The organism is Photorhabdus tasmaniensis, assembly GCF_011189505.1.
Lineage (GTDB): Bacteria > Pseudomonadota > Gammaproteobacteria > Enterobacterales > Enterobacteriaceae > Photorhabdus > Photorhabdus tasmaniensis.
The window spans coordinates 1-15,569 of record NZ_PUJU01000076.1 but is presented as its reverse complement, the minus strand read 5'-3'; the positions used below and the strand labels follow the sequence as shown (position 1 = coordinate 15,569).

The window sequence follows — 15,569 nt, the reverse complement described above, 5'->3', positions numbered from 1 at the left end:
TTTGCCATTCAACATCCCGGGAAAACCCACCCGGACATTTTTATCCACAAAAACCACCCGCTCCTGCCCAACATGCAGGGCAACCGGCAGCGGGATACGCTCCCACTTCATCAACTCCACGGCCTCAGCGGGCGAAACCATGACCAGTCCAGCGAATAATAATGCGGTCAATGCCAATAACTCGACGAGTACCTGTTTTTTCACTGGAATATCCCCTTTTTCGCCGGTACCGGCGGCGATGCGGCTTCCAGCCGTTGCGGTGTACTGTCATAACAATCCAGTGCCAGACCAAACGGGTTACGCTCTGCATCCCCTTGCCAACGGGTGATTTTAATTGGGTAACGTACCAGTGCCCGTTTGACCGGCTCAGCGTGAAAATATTCATCGGCGACTAAATCTAACCGGATAACCCAGTTATCCCGGTCTTTTACCATCACATTGCTGTCACGAAAGCCCCGTTCCGGAATTTCATATACCACCCGCACGCGATCTTTTAGCTCACCTACTTGTGACCGGTTTTGAACATCCTGTTCCAGCAATGCCTGACAGGAAGGGGTCAAATAAGGAGAAAGCGCGGCTATTTTCGCCGGGTAATCGACTTCCCCGTCTTTCGGCCAGGCATTCAGTTGCTGAAAAATGTAAAAGCCAAAGGCATAGACCTGGGAGACCGGTACTTGCCACCACGGGCGAGTGCTACCACTACGGACATCCGGCGGCGTATGAATGGTTAACTCTCTCGGTGCCATCATCCAGCCACTCAGACTCAGTAACAACAACAAAACCAGCACACCACAGGCCGCGCGTAACGTCAGGATATGCTGGTCCCGGTTTTGAATCGCATGACGAAAACGGCTCATAACCGCCCCATCCTGATCATTACCCGGTGACGGCGGCGCAACGACCAGCGTTGTGATGTGACAATCAGTGACGGATCACCCAGACCATAGCGCCGCTTTTTCACTTCCAGTTGCCGATAGAGGTAATTCTCTGGTTTACCACGCTTCACCCGAGCCAGGTATTTGCCGCCAAAGGCAATCAATAATAATGGCGCAATCAGGGCCACCGTCGGTATCATCACCCAACCCGTTACCGGTGTCAGTAACAAGCCAATGACCGTGCCAGCTATCAGTCCCGTTAATGCCGTCCAGCCCAGTTCTGGGGTGGTAAATCCCCGGAACACCACAGGTTCGGCGTTAAGACGGTCAGGTAAAAAACGAATCGTCTGAACCATACTGACACTTCCCTGGGGTTAAAAGAGAATAGAAGTCGATTTGCCCAGCAGCCAGATAACCGCCACTAACAGCACCACGCCAACCACCACAATCGCGCCAAATTTAGTCCAGGAAGCTCTGTCACTGCGAACTTCAGAAAAAGTATGGATTGCCGCTGTCGCCACATTGATAAACGCAATCGCGGCAACGACCAACCCGCCTATCACGATGCCGTCCTGCAAGTAACCTTTGACGGTATTAAAAATGCCGCCACCACTCCCGCTGGAAGGCGGTTCAACCGTTGGCAATGCCGCTGTCACAGGTTGACAAACCAGATAAGCCAGCACACTGAGTGACACGGCACAGGTATTGATACGGGCAAACAGGCGGAACAGTGACTGACATCCCCGGTTTAACAGATCCATTTCCTTTTCCCTTTTTTCCATTACAGGTTAAAAAAACCGATTAGCTGGCAAACATCCAGACAGCCATCACCAGCAACAACGCCACACGAATGACAAAACGGGTCATCGCCGCTTCACGGACCTTTTCATTGGCCCAGCCCTGCCAGACGTCCACCATTCCCCATGCAGCCCAGAGAAACAGCACCGCTATCAGTAAACCAATACAGAGAAATTGCATCACATGGGGATCGAGATTACCGGAAGCCGCCCTGAATGCATGGCGTTGTACCTCGTTCACCGTATTCGCTCCTGACGATACTGACCGGTCACATCCAACGCAGCCGCAGAAATCCCAGGTTGGGCACGAGAGGGGGTCAAATAGCGGTTAATGCCTTCACGGACAATATTGAGGTCCCGGTTAGCACGGAGATAATCAAAATAAAAACGGTCTGCCTGACCCTCCTGAACAGCCAAAACCCGGGCACGCTCCAAACTAGCCTGCACCTGGTCAAGCTGTTTGAGTGTGGTGGCCAGCTCATCTTTTTCCCCGGCCAGCACAGGCCAACTCATTAGTATCGTCAGGACAAAAAGACTATGGGAAAACAAACGGAAATAAACCATAGCATTACCCTAAATCTGCGTAGATATATACATCAACAGAGTGACGAAAAAGAGTAACGATTACAGTGAATAATTGTTTATCTGATTTTGAAAATTTTGAATATCTGCACTTAGGGTATAAAACTATAAACACCCCATCTGGTTGATAAGATAGAAGGCGATTTTTGATAGAAATGGTCGCGGACCAACTCAAAAATATTTCTCAGATAGCGCATTCAAGACACCGCAGTCAGCTCGGTTTTTTATTGGAAATCGTCGCTGGCCTAATTGCTTATATATTCCAACCTAAAAAACCGAGCTTGAATTTACGAGATTGTGATATCGCTATTTTTAAACGAAACCGAGGTTAATTAAAACAAAGTACCGGATAAAAAAACAACACCTTGTCAATAATCTGAAGAAAGCCCGCTCTGCGGACTTTCTCCCTTAAAGATGGAAAGCTACGCGCTTACCTGTTGGAAGAGTCACATCAAGGCTTAATTCACCGCCTAATGCTTTCACATAGCGCTTAAGTGTTGATAACCTTGGATCATTGTCAGCTTGTTCCATACGAGCAACGGAAGGCTGTTTGACCCCCATAACAGCGGCCAATTCTGTTTGTGAAATTTTTAGCTCATCACGCAGTTGGCTAAGAGCGATCTGGATACTGGCTTCTTCAACCCGTTCCGCGACTCGTGCCTGCATTTCAGGACTTTCTTTAGCCAACAGTTCTCTGTAAGTAGCCATGATTATTTCTCCAGTTTCGCAAGATGTTTACGGTACTCGGAATCAGCCAGCCGGATCATATCCTTATAGAAACGTTTCTCATTTAATCCCGTTTTATCGCCAGCACACAAAATAACTGCGCAGCGGGTAGGATCAAACGCAAAAAACGCTCTGATAGGATTACCAGCATGCTGTACACGCAGCTCCTTCATGTTGGGGAAATCAGAACCACTCAATGTATCAACATATGGTCTGCCAAGTTTTGGGCCGAACTTTTCCAATACCCCCATAGCTTCATAGACTGGCTCCCTTAGAGCATTTTCCTGAGCCAGGAACCACTCATCAAAGCACTCTGTCGTTATGACTTCCCACATATCGACTCCATAGCCTATTTGTTATAATCAAGAATATAACGTATTCACTATAATTTCAACCATAGCGGCACGATTTTATATTCTCTTTTCAACCGAAAAAGCCGAGTTTGAATTTACGGGGTTCTGAACTCGCTCTTCTTAAGCAAAGTTGAGATTAACTAATGTTAGTTTGCATTTTGATGGAGGCACTAGAACAAAAAAAAGTCAAATGTTGAAGGGTGCTGATATGAGACGACATTTCAGCTATTTTATTTATTGCCTGCTGCTTATGTTTATAATGATCTTCCGTTCGCTGTAATACGCTCTTTTTTAGATTTATTATTAGCCTATTTGTTTCACTGTAAGCATAACCTTTCCTAGCTGTATATTCCCCATAAAAGTAACAAGTGTCGTCCTCTGCAAGATAGTAGTGATCTCTACGACTCAATTTATCAATTATTGCAAGACGGTAAGTCACAGATGTTCCCTAATATCCTCATAGTCTTTAACCCTTATAGCCCCTAACGCTTCATATTTTGTCGGCCAGCTAATTGAAGTATTCTTGAAACAAGATTCTAATATAAATAATTTTCTGCCTTGATTCAAAGCCGCTCTAGCTTGCGTCATCGTTCCTGAGGTATCCGATGCCTCAACGATAATAGTCGCTTCAGATAATGCTGACATAGTCACATTGCGCTCAGGAAAAAACCGACGATTACTACGGTAATCTTGCTCAATATAACGTTTAAATGGTACCTGGCTAATTAGCAAATAACTTTCTCTAATTGCCTTTTGGAGCTCACTATTCTGTCTTGGGTAAATATGAGACAACGGAGTACCGATAACCGCTATTGTGTTTCCTCCCAACTCCAACGCAGTCGTATGAGCAACCGTATCGACTCCCTCAGCCAAGCCAGAAATGATAGTAAGCCCATCATTCACAAGACATTTAACTAGCTTTCTTGTTCTACAGCGACCTTCATCAGATATCTTTCGTGAACCGACGACAGCCACACACCGGGTATTCACTAAATCCCACCAACCTTGATAATAAAACAATGCTATTGGGTAACGAGCATCTCTCAATTTATCAGGATATTCGCTAGCTCCGTGCACTCTAATACCTAAATGCTCCACAGAATATTTATTAAGAATATATTTCAGTAACTTTTTGACAGACTCTCTTTTTTCTTCGGGGACGAGTTCAGATGGTATAGTACCATTAGGTGCTTGCCGAAATTTATTAGCAATAGTTTTAAATGTAGTGCCCTGCTCAGTCCACAACGCTTCATATGCCGCCATCTCCTCAAATGGAGATATCGCTCGTTCGAAAGAATCTGAAGATCTAAAATCAAGTTGCAGCATTTTATCCGTTCCCAATTCATAGCATAAAAGGTTACTAAGAACACCTACTACAGTAACTGCCGAAGAGGCAGTGCAAAAACAGGCTAAATGGTTAACTGAGTAAATGCCATTATTTTTTCTTTTTACTCCAACTACGCCCTACCGGGAGTACGCCTTGCCACAAATAGAGCAACAAGGTTCCGGAAAGCCCGTATCGGCAATTGTGCCACAACCTGTGGCACAATTGCCGTGGGGTCACAACATTCTGCTGATTGAGAGGATAAAACCGAGCGATTCTGGTATGCAGAACAGACCCAGATACATAGAGCCGAGACTCCCTGCTTCATATCATCAAAAGCAATGCCTATGCCCGGCAGGACTCGGCTGTCAGCAACTTCAAGAGCCGGTTACCCGTATCTTAATCGGAGCTGATACAGCAGCCCCTGAAAGATCCCTATGTTTTTGATTTCCTCACCCTATCAGAACCCTTTAAAGAACGTGAGCTGGAAACGGAGCTTCTCAAACACCTTGAAAAATTCCTACTCGAACTCGGTAAGGGCTTTGCTTTTATGGGGCGATAATATCGTATTACCGTAAGCGAACAAGATTATTACATTGACCTGCTTTTTTATTATCTGACTTTAAGGGCTTTTGTTGTGATCGAGCTGAAACGAGGAGAGTTCAAGCCTGAACATGCCGGTAAGATGAATTCCTATTGCTCGGTGGTCGATGAGAAGCTACAACATTCCACTGAAGCCTACCATAGGTTTGATTTTATGCCAGACCAAAGACCAGATACTGGCCGAATATACCTTGCGCGGTATTCAAAAGCCAATTGGAGTTTCGGATTACGAGTTAACCTGTACATTGCCAGGGGACTTAAAATCCAGCTTACCAAGCATCGAGGATGCAGGAAGCAAAACACAGTCATTATGGGGAGTAACCAATATACTGCTGAGGAAATGTTATAGCCGTTGGCCTCATATTGGAGGCCATCTTTCTACAATATGTTACCTATCACGCAGAAAGGCTGTAGAAAAGTTATCATGCAACTTGTGACTTTTAGACAATGCCTCACGAAAAGCGTGTTCAATTGCCTCTTCTGAATCCAACAGATAGAGTGCCTTATCATCGTACTGACACCAGAACCCATCTGTACACATAATTATTACCTCGCCAGGAATACGTCTGTCGATCTTATAGCAGAAATGATGCGTACTGTCCTTTGACACAAATTGTGTGACGCGGTTTCTCAGTGGATGCGTTCTTAATGTCTCAGCAGGGGATTTTCCCTGTTCAACACACCGTTGTGCCAGCGTATGGTCAATAGTACGCTTCTGCATTGAAGGCCAGTAAATGCGAGTATCACCAAGCGACATATAACGATAATACTCTTGATCGGAAACGATAATGGCAATACTTGCCTTACCAGGATAACCGTCATGCGCATTAAGAATGCGGTTGATTTCATCGCAGATGCCATTACTGTCCAGTCGGGCATATTGAATAGTTGCAAACTGCTCACCAAGATAGTCAACATAATGGGGGGAGCTTCCGCAATAACTGAAACCGTCTATCATGATTGATACTGAATGTGTGTCAGTACGGAAATGAAAGAAACGATCCAGTTGTTCTCTCCTATTCCCTTTGTTGCTCAGTGCTAAACACTTAGTCAGCATATCTCCCATCCTGTGGTATGCTCCCAAGGTACGGCTACTTTGATAACGGATCCCTAGTAGCAACCCACCTTTCATGATCATCTTGGGTTTAAGATAGTCGCTGGACGCAATGGCCTGAAGAACGATATGAACTGCCTGTCGAAAAGTGATCCTATCCTTCGATGCTTCTGCAACCCACTGCTCAATTGAGTATTCCATATGCCACTTTTTCTGTTCTAAAGATTGAGAGATATGCACCAGACTTCTGAGTACACCTCTTTGTACGGCTGCGAGGCCACTAATTTCCGACTTCCACCACGTTGAACCGACCGCTTCCAAGTGTCTATCGTTCGGTGTTTAAGGTGACAAACGTCTTCCAGAATATAGCCCGCTCTGGCTTTATCAATGGAGTTTCCATCCTTCTCAACGGTTTTTACAATTAAAGGCAGATATTCTTTTGCATACTCTTCAAACACCTCCATCACATGCATAAAACCGCCACACATTTCAGGCTTTTTGAGCATATCAAGAAAGGTCTCACCAATATTAGTCACCCTTATCCCCCCTGAACTATAGAGCTCTCGCTTCATCACGAAGTTTTTCTTACTATGAATGAGCAACTCCTTGCCATCGATCTTCCCTACGGATGACACCTTCTTCGGCAGCAAAGGATAAATATCACTGATACCTGGAAACTCTTGAGCGAGTTGTTCATTTAGCAATTTTTTGGCCTGTGCTTGAGAAGATTGGACTAAATGTACGATATGAGGAATACGATCCGTTATGCCATGCCATTCCATTGCCGTCAAATAGGCCAAATAGGAGTAAGGAGTTGTACTACAGGCAATCTGCTGTGCGCTCGCCTGATCCTTGTTACTGATTTGGTAAACCACGCCCTCAATCACAGGAGAAAGAATTCCTTGAGTCTTTAAGTCACTCAGTGTGATATCCAGGACTCTGCTATCCGGCTCTGGAGCTGATATCTTCCCAATCCGTACACCCTCAAATGATTTATCACGGTATAAGGTGTAGATAAACCTGTTGAACTCATGTAATCCGATCGCTGGGTTATCATACTTGTTGAGTAATGTTCGCCGCAGAGCTTCCCGAAGAAGAATAGTTTCATTCATCATTGTAAGGCTGCCTATGTATAAGTCCTTAGGACTTATACATAGGCAGGCGTAAAAAGTCAAATAGTTATTTTCCTTGATGCTCATATAACTCAATGAAATTAAGCATAATATGAAATGCCTTGACAAATAAGTAGGTATTTATACAATATTTTTTTAATACTGTCGGGTTGTCAATACTAACCCACAGAGTGACGGTAAATCTTTAAACCGCTTATAGCAAATGCAAATACTTATTTTGGATAAAGAGGAAAATTATGGAAGGTAAATTACCATCTCTTTTCCTACGCCTGAAAAATAAAAGCAGATGGAACACAACCTGGAGAAATCATATTCAATCTACCATCTGACTAATCGTGCAGACTTGATTGATATATCTTACTCATTCTTATTAGTCATTGAATAATTTATTCTAAAAACAATTCCAACTCCCTTTTAAAAGTTTGTCAATCTAATGTAAGTCCACTGGATAAAAATGCTAAATTTACGCACCAGATTATCTTCGTCATTAAGCTCATTAAAAATCTCATAGTCGAGTACACTGATTTTCCAAACTAATCCTATGGGAATACCCAAAAATCCACATCATACCGTTTTTACCTCAAAGATATTTCTTAAAAGTACTCATCATCACGGTAATAGCAAGCCCTAATAGGAGAGCTGCGGGTAACAAGAGTAAATTAGGATACACAGCCGACGGCCAGGAGAGATACAACAAACAGGGTACACAGAACGCCGGTTTCACAAACCGTTTGGCATGATGATAAACAAAACTCGATTCATAGGCAGCACCATAACGTCGCAGGTCACGTCGACTAAGTCCTTCAACGACAGCAACACCTATAACCATCACAAACAATGGCAAAGACAATACCAGAATAGTGAGCCGGATAACAAAGGTTACGGTCACATATACCGTTGCCAGCAGGTACTTCCGCAAACTTTCCGCCAGCCATACACGCCAATCGCTCAACTCTCTCACCATTTCATGGTGGCTCCGAGCTTGTACTGTATGCTGTTGATTAACCCAGTCCAGTGTACCACTGTCTACCAGCACCCACTGATACCCCCATTTTAACCCGATACTGAGCGTAGTAGCGGGTTCTGATAACAGTAAGCTGCGGGTAAACTCTTTAGACAACCAACCGCTTTCCGTGATCATAACTTGCTGGCTGTGTCTCTCTCCCTGCTCCGGCCAGAAAAAGGCGATGCCAAAATATTCAATCATCAGACTGAAAAACAGCGAGGCCAGCAACAAGCCAATAAGCATCCACGGAAAATCCCACAAAACCGTTTTTAATGGTCCTGACTTTTTCGGTGGTGTCTGCGGCGACTCAGTTTTCCCTTGTGCCATTGTTTGCCACCTCCATGCCAGAATCATCGGTCAACACAGCAGTGTTTAACACTGCATTCAGGTCAACTTGTCTGTCATCAGGCATTGCGCTACCCGACCACCAGGATTCACTGGTACGGTAATGTTTACGCATATCATCAGCGATTTTTTGCAGACTTGCCGGCATCAGGTCATCATCATCGGCTGCTGGCAACGGCATGCGGATCTTCCATAACCGTCCCCCTTCAAGCAGAGCAAATGCCTGACCTTTCGGCAGATTAATCACCTCTGCGGGGGTAATTAACGGCGTTCTAATCGTGCTAACCCGGTCCTGTGTATTAGAGGTAAAGTGACTCCCCTGCTCTGGACTGGAGATATCGGTAATCCCGGAGACTAAAGTTTTAGTGTACACTTCCACCTCCGGCAACTGGCGGGTTAGCAGCTCGGCTGTGCTGTTTTCCCTAACCCGCAACATGACTAAGGTATTAAAATTTCCTGTTACCTGTGCCGCTTTAGCACTGCTGCCAATACGTGCTTCAATATCAGACAAGGTCTGGGTGTACGCGGTTACCTCTATCCCGGCACCACCCCCTTTGTTAATCAGCGGAATAAATTCATCGCCCATCAGCTCATTGAATTCATCACAATGTAAGCTAATGGGAAGTTTCCTCGTTTTGCCTTCGGGTAAACCGTCATCCAGACCAAATTTATAGATGTGACCCGCAACGGAAACCAAGTCTGCGAACATGGAATTACCCACCGCCGAAGCGACTTCCGCATCCGACAAAGCATCCAGTCCCACATAGACAATACCTTTCTTACGTATCACTTGTTGCCAGTCAAAAATGGGACGCTGATCGTTCATATCCGTGTAATCCGGTGCCAACAGTGCAGCTGTTTTCCCTGTGGTCAGCTTTTCCAGTAACGGCAAAAGCGACGCCACAATTTTATCAAAGTAGGTGCGATCATAGCGAACCGCACTGCGCAAGCCGTCCAGTATCGGATCGTAGAGTTTTTTCCCCGCTTCTGAGCTTAGTGCCATTTCAATCGCCCAGATTTTTACCGCATTCGCCTGCCCCTGCATATTGCGTGGCAAATCATCTTCTGTCAGCAGACCCAGGCTTTTTTTCACCTGTTCCCATAACACAGGCAGGCGTTGCTTGATAATTTTTTCAGCATAAGTTTCATACAGTTCCCCAATATTGGTGACATAGCGTAATATCAGGGTGTAATCCGGTCTCTGCCCCAGAGCCACCAAGGCGCGGGTCACGATATTGACAAAGCGCCAGGCAAACTCACGAAAAGCGGCACTGTTACCCGCCCCACTCAATTGTCCTGCTATACGAGAAGCGACCTCTGAAACCCGACCAAAACGGCCAACAGCATTGTAGCGGGCACTAATATCTGGCCAGCCCAGATGAAACACCTGGAATTCATCTTCCCGCTCGGCACGATGCGCCTCCGCCCACATGCGTTTGAGCAGGTCTGCATCCCCTTTCGGATCAAATACAATCGTAATATTACCCCGCCTGATATCCTGCGTGATGAGCAACTCTGCCAGCCGGGTCTTACCAACACGGGTTGTGCCGAGTACCAGCATATGACCGACTCGTTCACACAGATCCATTGACACATTCACTTCTTCCGGCTCAATGCCATGTAAGGCCGGATTGCCCCCTACCGGCGGCAATGGTCTCAACGGGTTCCACGGAGAATCACGTTGCGTCAGACGACATAAGGAGGGTAATGAGTATTCAAATCGTCGCTCAAATGCCCGCGCTAATTGATAATAGCGGGGAGGCTGAACATAACGTTCGACTTCCGGGCGCAGGGTATCCAGCAAACGTTGAGTATGTTTTTGTTGCCAAAGAAACCCTTTCCCCAGAAACAGTCGTTGATGACTTATTGGCACTTGGTTGCTGGTCATCACATAACGGGGCAGTCGTCGGATATGACGCCGGTAGTGCAGTACTCGTAGTCCCTGCCGGAATCGGATACTGGATAACACACCAAAACCTGCCGCCGTGACATCACTGACGGACGGTGACAATGCCACAGCCCAAGGCGCTGCGATACAGACACTTGCGGCCACCGCTGCAACCATAGCCGTATTCAGTTCTACCGCCGGACGCAACAGGGTTTCAATCACATAGCGATCACTCATCAATCACATGACCATTGAAAATGTGAAGGGCACAGCCAGTCTCGTTTCCCTGCCAGCAAATCAAGCAGACGCTGACCACTGATAAGCTGAATACGTGGATGCGATTTCAGTAATGTTCGGCTTGTCGTGCCGATGCGACCGGTATGAATAAAGAAGCCGCCACATTGCTCTTTAATCAGCAACTTACCAAATGCCTGAATATGACGGGCTGCAATAAACTGGCGGTAACGTTTGGCCTGAATCAGATAACGCTGCCTGGCGATAAACACCTGACCGTCCAAACCATCATCACCGCTGTAGCGACAGTTGCGGATGACGGTCAGCCCCTGACGCTCGAATGCCAACAACAATAATTCTTCAAAAACATACGGGTTGATTTTGCGTAAATATCTCAGGCGTTGTGCATCTCCCGCTAACTGAGGTAACCGATCCAGAATACGGACAGCCTGTGTCCGGTAGTGACGATGACGCCATGACCGGGCTGATAATGAAGGTATGTTGAGCCACAGCACCACAATCGTCAGCAACAGCCACAGTAGCAGTAACCATGCTGGACAACCCTGCTGCCACACGGTGTCTAATACCGGATGACGAGGCCACATCAACGCACCTGCTGAGTTAAACCAGTATCGGTTATCAACACTGGGTAATGCCGCAAGTTCAGTCGCCGGGCCAAATCACTGCCGGAAGCGGGGGCTAATACCAAGCCCTCTGCAAGCTGACGCAGTTCATCCAGTTGTGCTTTATCCCGCACACTGACCAGCAACCCTACCGCCTGCTTTTTCCGAAGACCAATCAAATTTTTCTTCAACCACTGTTTTGACCGGGCATCATCCCCAATCATGAACAACGCCCCCATTCCCGGCAATTGCAACGGACGGGCGTCAACAGGTCCGGGAGACAATTCCGGCGTTTCCACCGGTAACATGCCCCCTTCGGTTAAATCTGGCGGGGTTACTTCCGTATTTAAAGAAGTAGTCAGTTCATTGTCCTGAGCGTTAATGGCATCAAAATACGCTGCCGTAGATTGTCCACCTAAATCAGCCACAATAGTCAGTGCAGCCTGAGAACAGGGCGTCAATATCATCATCATTAAAAATAAACGGCAGCGATAACGGATTAAATTATGGATTAACATCTTCTTTATTTTTCCTTCGGTTCAATCCAGGTCAGTGTCGTATTAGCCACAGCAATATTGGTGGACAAAACAGAATATCGGGTCTCTAGCGTACTCAGTTTACGTGCGACAATTTTCCGATACTTGCTCGCTGGCTGGCCGCCTGCCGGATGGTGATAGCAACCTGCCGCACTCAACCAACTGCCAGAGTTGGACTTAGACTGATAACACGCTTTCAGAATACGGGCTGCTACATGGAGATTGGTATAGGGGTCAAATGCGTCCTGGTAAGCGCGAAAATAATGGCCATTCCAACCCAAATTCACTTGAGCGATACCCACATCAATACGTTTGAGTGGTACGCTGCGCATAAATCCCTGTAACGCCTGCCAGGCTGTCTGCCGGGTTGCATAGCGATAACTCTTTCCAGCCACATTGAGCGTCCACGGCCAGGGGCGTTCATGTTTCTCCTGTGGCAAACGTTTTGCCGATTCAGCCAGTGCCAACGCATAAAGCATTTCAGCGGGTACGCCATGAACCCGCGCAATCTGCTGGTACCCAAGCGGAACGACCTGTTTTACCGCAGCGGCCATACCTTCTGTCACCCAAAAGAGACTTCCCGCCACAGCGAGACTCAAAATGCCACCACACGCCATCCGTCATTCTCATGTTGTAGTACGGCTGGCATTTTCCCCTGACCAAATTGTCGCCAGCGTCCTTTGTCATGATTAAGCGTGATTTTTCGGCTACCGACTTTTTCTGATGGAATATGATGTTTACCTGCCCAGGTACGTAAAACATCATCGTTGCCTTCGCTATCTACCAGGTAAATATCCACCTCACGATCAGCTGACAAGACAGCAGCCAGACGGGCATCACAAGCCGCGCAATCCTCTTTCACAAATAACGCCAGCCGCCCTTGATTACCCTGTGCGATTCCGTCCCCCTTCCCTAAATTAACCGGCAAAATATTCGGCGCCAGACGCTTCCAGGCCGCATCCACCGCCCGCTGGAACGCCAACTCTTTTTCAGTACGGACATATTCCTGTTTAACCCACAATTCTGCATAACGTTGACGCGCTTGTACTGTTTCGGCCTCAATACCCAATGCACTCAACGGATCGAGTCCAGGAGACTGAATGCCCCGTTGCCCCTGCATCAATTGCTGATAACGCTGAAACTCTGCTTCTGTCAGCCCCCACATTTGCGCCTGAATACGGTGGTTTTCAGCCTGCGTGACCTGTTGCTGAGTCGCTTTCATTCCCGTTTCTGTCTGTTCAGAGATAGCAACCTGTGCCGCCGAAGCTGACAGAGACATCACAACGCCAATCAGCACCACCCCCTTCCTCTGGCTGAAAAAATCTTTTCTCATCATTACCCTCCATTGACTGACAGGGTTTGACGGTGCCCTTGTACCTGGAACAAAGCCTGATGATCGGAGATACTGACCAACGTCCACTCAAATGCACTTTCACCCGGGGTCAGTAAGCGCATTTGAGATATTTGGGAACGAGGATCTGTGTCTCGTGGAATAATAACGGCATAAACTTGTTCTCCCCGACGTTCAATACCAGAAAGCATGAAAGGAGCCATTATCCGTTTCTTCGCTCGAAGAACCTCCCGGTCAGGTGTGCCAACTTTTCTGCCAGAATGCTTTTCCTGCTGAGATTTCCATGAGATTAATGCGTCAACGCGCATTTCCTGCTGTTTCCCGATATTTTTCAATACACTCACTGCTTCGGTAAGATCCTGATGAGCACGACTTAAATCAGTCACTGACTGTACCAGCGGTTTCTGTTGGTCGTTGATGGAACCCTGTTGCGCTATCAATGCCTGATGAAACCGGTCATTTTGCATTTGCCAGTCCTGACGGGAGACAAAACCGGTATCCGCTTTATCAAACCGTTCATGCAGCTTTTGCACCTCATCAGGCAAATGCCGGAATGATCCATTTCGCATCAATGACTGAAATTCTACTAACTGATGATGTTGCTGCCGTACCACGAATGCCAGAAATGCGATGCTGACAATAACAAGCAATATAGACAGATACCCCAGACATTTTTTTAACGACAACAACCTGGGTTGGGTCTCTTGAGAAACCGCCCGCCGCAAGCTGTCAATTTCAGCTTCAGGCGTCGGTGACGGCGACAGAGGAGGTATTTCAGTTGTCATACAACACAACATCCTTGTTTGTTTTATTTGGCACTGTGCCTGGCATACTTTTCAGTACTATCGGGTTGCTTGACAAAAATGCGACTTATTCAGACAGTGATTAGAGTCTAATCATATGATTACCCGATACAGGGAAGCATACTGGGCAAAACCAGAAAGGATGACGATAAAAAATTCAACATAAAAAAATGAAAATTATCCCCCCAATAATGAAGGTCTAATATAAACCACACATATTATATATTGAAAAGATTTAAATTTAGCCAAACTGATACATAGTGTCATTTTTCACTTGAAAAGTAACACAGCGTGTCAGTATGATGTCATCATAGACAGCATGGAGAAGTTACGATGGATTATTTGGAGTTTATCGAAACTACCGCTTTCAGTAAGGTTAGAGCAGAACTCATAAAAGATAATGAGTTTCAGGAGCTTCAAACTTACTTGCTGAAGTATCACGAACATGGCGACACGATTAGTCAAACTGGTGGGTGCAAAAAGATTCGCTGGGGTCGCAAAGGGATAGGTAAGCGCGGTGGGGTACGAGTTATTTACTATGTCAGGACGTTAAGTGGTCGATTGTATTTGTTGTTTATTTATCCGAAAAATGTACAAGAAGACCTGACACAAGATCAGAAAGCACAATTAAAAAATGCTGTTCAACATATGAAATAAAATGCAGCCTTCAGGCGGTTAACTTCTCCAATTTTATATCTAAATTTTCAGGGAATGATCTAACGTATTGAGGATAAATTATGGAAGAAAACATGTTTAAAGAGCTTTTGAGTAGTGTAAATGAGATGGTCGCTATAGAAAACGGTGAATTTCAGCCTAAGCCTGAACATGTTCATCGTCATGCTATCCCTAATGTTAAATTAATCCGCAAAAATTTCGGTATGAAACAATCCGAGTTTGCGGAAATGGTAGGGGTGAGCACTAGACTGGTGCAAAGTTGGGAACAAAACCAGAGAATACCATCAGGGGTCGCATTGAAGATGCTATTTTTAATAGAGAAAAATCCGAATATCGTAGACACGTTAAGATCTATTTGAGCTAGAAAAGCATTGCTAATTGTTTAGAACGTTTAGGTAAAGATTGCTGTTTTTTATGCACGTTCGGAAAGTAACTGCGTTGAGCTGCTACTTTCCGATATAACGTCATACTTGCAACGTCCACAATGTGGACATGCTGCTTCAGGACAGCATAAAATCTAAGTGTGGGGCACTACATTGGTGTTTATGCTGCTATAGCTAATGTAGAACCATCAACCGTATTCCGGCCATCTTGTATCTTTAATCTGGTTTATGCTGGTTAAGTGAGATTGGCAACAATCATGTAGTCAGACAACCATCAA

General features: G+C 45.9%; 20 protein-coding genes and 2 pseudogenes. 4 read left to right on the top strand and 18 right to left on the bottom strand.

Annotation, left to right across the window (positions count from 1 at the left end):
• The 6 genes from C5471_RS21705 to C5471_RS21680 all read right to left on the bottom strand — a co-directional run.
• Positions 1-141, bottom strand: a 141-nt coding sequence (locus tag C5471_RS21705) for a DUF3438 family protein (RefSeq protein WP_242688816.1), incomplete at its 3' end; no start/stop codon positions are given.
• Between the two features lie 59 nt (positions 142-200).
• Positions 201-857, bottom strand: a complete 657-nt coding sequence (locus C5471_RS21700) for a PFL_4703 family integrating conjugative element protein (RefSeq protein ID WP_133813309.1) — start codon at positions 855-857, stop codon at positions 201-203.
• Positions 854-1,231, bottom strand: coding sequence for a TIGR03750 family conjugal transfer protein (locus C5471_RS21695; RefSeq protein WP_133813308.1), 378 nt, complete (start codon positions 1,229-1,231; stop codon positions 854-856). The genes C5471_RS21700 and C5471_RS21695 overlap by 4 nt, the downstream gene beginning before the upstream one ends.
• Positions 1,232-1,249: 18 nt before the next feature.
• Positions 1,250-1,636: a TIGR03745 family integrating conjugative element membrane protein gene (locus tag C5471_RS21690; RefSeq protein WP_011145431.1), complete on the bottom strand. Its 387-nt coding sequence runs from the start codon at positions 1,634-1,636 to the stop codon at positions 1,250-1,252.
• Between the two features lie 40 nt (positions 1,637-1,676).
• Positions 1,677-1,913 (bottom strand): TIGR03758 family integrating conjugative element protein, encoded by a 237-nt coding sequence (locus C5471_RS21685; RefSeq protein ID WP_133813307.1) that lies wholly within the window; start codon positions 1,911-1,913, stop codon positions 1,677-1,679.
• Positions 1,910-2,236, bottom strand: a complete 327-nt coding sequence (locus C5471_RS21680; RefSeq protein ID WP_228939707.1) for an integrative conjugative element protein, RAQPRD family — start codon at positions 2,234-2,236, stop codon at positions 1,910-1,912. Before C5471_RS21680 ends, C5471_RS21685 begins: the two co-directional genes overlap by 4 nt.
• Positions 2,237-2,388: 152 nt before the next feature.
• On the opposite strand from C5471_RS21680, the pseudogene C5471_RS21675 reads away from it, so the two are divergent.
• Positions 2,389-2,586, top strand: a pseudogene (locus tag C5471_RS21675) (transposase); the annotation flags it as partial.
• Positions 2,587-2,662: 76 nt separating this feature from the next.
• Here the strand turns inward: C5471_RS21675 and C5471_RS21670 are convergent.
• The 3 genes from C5471_RS21670 to C5471_RS21660 all read right to left on the bottom strand — a co-directional run bounded on the left by C5471_RS21670 (position 2,663) and on the right by C5471_RS21660 (position 4,659).
• Complete coding sequence (locus C5471_RS21670) at positions 2,663-2,962, bottom strand: helix-turn-helix domain-containing protein (protein WP_058588837.1); 300 nt, start codon at positions 2,960-2,962, stop codon at positions 2,663-2,665.
• A 2-nt stretch (positions 2,963-2,964) separates the two neighbouring features.
• Positions 2,965-3,315 (bottom strand): type II toxin-antitoxin system RelE/ParE family toxin, encoded by a 351-nt coding sequence (locus C5471_RS21665; protein WP_133813306.1) that lies wholly within the window; start codon positions 3,313-3,315, stop codon positions 2,965-2,967.
• Positions 3,316-3,768: 453 nt separating this feature from the next.
• The gene (locus C5471_RS21660) at positions 3,769-4,659 is read right to left on the bottom strand and encodes a DNA-processing protein DprA (protein WP_133813305.1); all 891 of its coding nucleotides are present in this window, start codon (positions 4,657-4,659) and stop codon (positions 3,769-3,771) included.
• A gap of 407 nt (positions 4,660-5,066) precedes the next feature.
• Between C5471_RS21660 and C5471_RS21655 the strand changes: the two are divergent.
• A pseudogene (locus C5471_RS21655) lies at positions 5,067-5,697 on the top strand (DUF1016 domain-containing protein).
• Here C5471_RS21655 and C5471_RS24060 read toward each other — a convergent pair.
• The 9 genes from C5471_RS24060 to C5471_RS21610 form a co-directional block, all read right to left on the bottom strand.
• The gene (locus C5471_RS24060; protein WP_207627432.1) at positions 5,649-6,515 is read right to left on the bottom strand and encodes a PP2C family protein-serine/threonine phosphatase; all 867 of its coding nucleotides are present in this window, start codon (positions 6,513-6,515) and stop codon (positions 5,649-5,651) included. The pseudogene C5471_RS21655 and the gene C5471_RS24060 sit on opposite strands and share 49 nt — an antisense overlap.
• A gap of 17 nt (positions 6,516-6,532) precedes the next feature.
• Entirely contained in the window at positions 6,533-7,429 is an 897-nt protein-coding gene (locus tag C5471_RS21645) for a type IV toxin-antitoxin system AbiEi family antitoxin domain-containing protein (RefSeq protein WP_242688814.1), read from the bottom strand.
• Positions 7,430-8,027: 598 nt separating this feature from the next.
• Positions 8,028-8,780 carry a TIGR03747 family integrating conjugative element membrane protein gene (locus C5471_RS21640; protein ID WP_133813304.1) on the bottom strand — a complete coding sequence of 251 codons (753 nt, stop codon included), beginning with the start codon at positions 8,778-8,780 and terminating at the stop codon, positions 8,028-8,030.
• Positions 8,761-10,923, bottom strand: a complete 2,163-nt coding sequence (gene traD, locus C5471_RS21635; RefSeq protein ID WP_133813303.1) for a type IV conjugative transfer system coupling protein TraD — start codon at positions 10,921-10,923, stop codon at positions 8,761-8,763. Before traD ends, C5471_RS21640 begins: the two co-directional genes overlap by 20 nt.
• Complete coding sequence (locus C5471_RS21630; RefSeq protein ID WP_133813302.1) at positions 10,923-11,525, bottom strand: restriction endonuclease; 603 nt, start codon at positions 11,523-11,525, stop codon at positions 10,923-10,925. Before C5471_RS21630 ends, traD begins: the two co-directional genes overlap by 1 nt.
• A complete protein-coding gene (locus C5471_RS21625) occupies positions 11,525-12,061 on the bottom strand; it encodes an integrating conjugative element protein (protein WP_133813301.1) in 537 nt (178 codons plus the stop codon). The genes C5471_RS21630 and C5471_RS21625 overlap by 1 nt, the downstream gene beginning before the upstream one ends.
• Positions 12,062-12,066: 5 nt before the next feature.
• Positions 12,067-12,696: a transglycosylase SLT domain-containing protein gene (locus C5471_RS21620; protein WP_207627431.1), complete on the bottom strand. Its 630-nt coding sequence runs from the start codon at positions 12,694-12,696 to the stop codon at positions 12,067-12,069.
• Positions 12,675-13,412, bottom strand: coding sequence for a TIGR03759 family integrating conjugative element protein (locus tag C5471_RS21615; protein ID WP_133814221.1), 738 nt, complete (start codon positions 13,410-13,412; stop codon positions 12,675-12,677). Before C5471_RS21615 ends, C5471_RS21620 begins: the two co-directional genes overlap by 22 nt.
• Before the next feature lie 2 nt (positions 13,413-13,414).
• Positions 13,415-14,215 carry a hypothetical protein gene (locus C5471_RS21610; RefSeq protein ID WP_133813300.1) on the bottom strand — a complete coding sequence of 267 codons (801 nt, stop codon included), beginning with the start codon at positions 14,213-14,215 and terminating at the stop codon, positions 13,415-13,417.
• A gap of 351 nt (positions 14,216-14,566) precedes the next feature.
• Between C5471_RS21610 and C5471_RS21605 the strand changes: the two genes are divergently transcribed.
• Both C5471_RS21605 and nadS read left to right on the top strand, forming a co-directional pair.
• Positions 14,567-14,890 (top strand): type II toxin-antitoxin system RelE/ParE family toxin, encoded by a 324-nt coding sequence (locus C5471_RS21605; RefSeq protein WP_133813299.1) that lies wholly within the window; start codon positions 14,567-14,569, stop codon positions 14,888-14,890.
• Between the two features lie 80 nt (positions 14,891-14,970).
• Positions 14,971-15,267: a NadS family protein gene (gene nadS / locus C5471_RS21600; RefSeq protein WP_133813298.1), complete on the top strand. Its 297-nt coding sequence runs from the start codon at positions 14,971-14,973 to the stop codon at positions 15,265-15,267.
• The last annotated feature ends 302 nt before the right edge of the window (positions 15,268-15,569 follow it).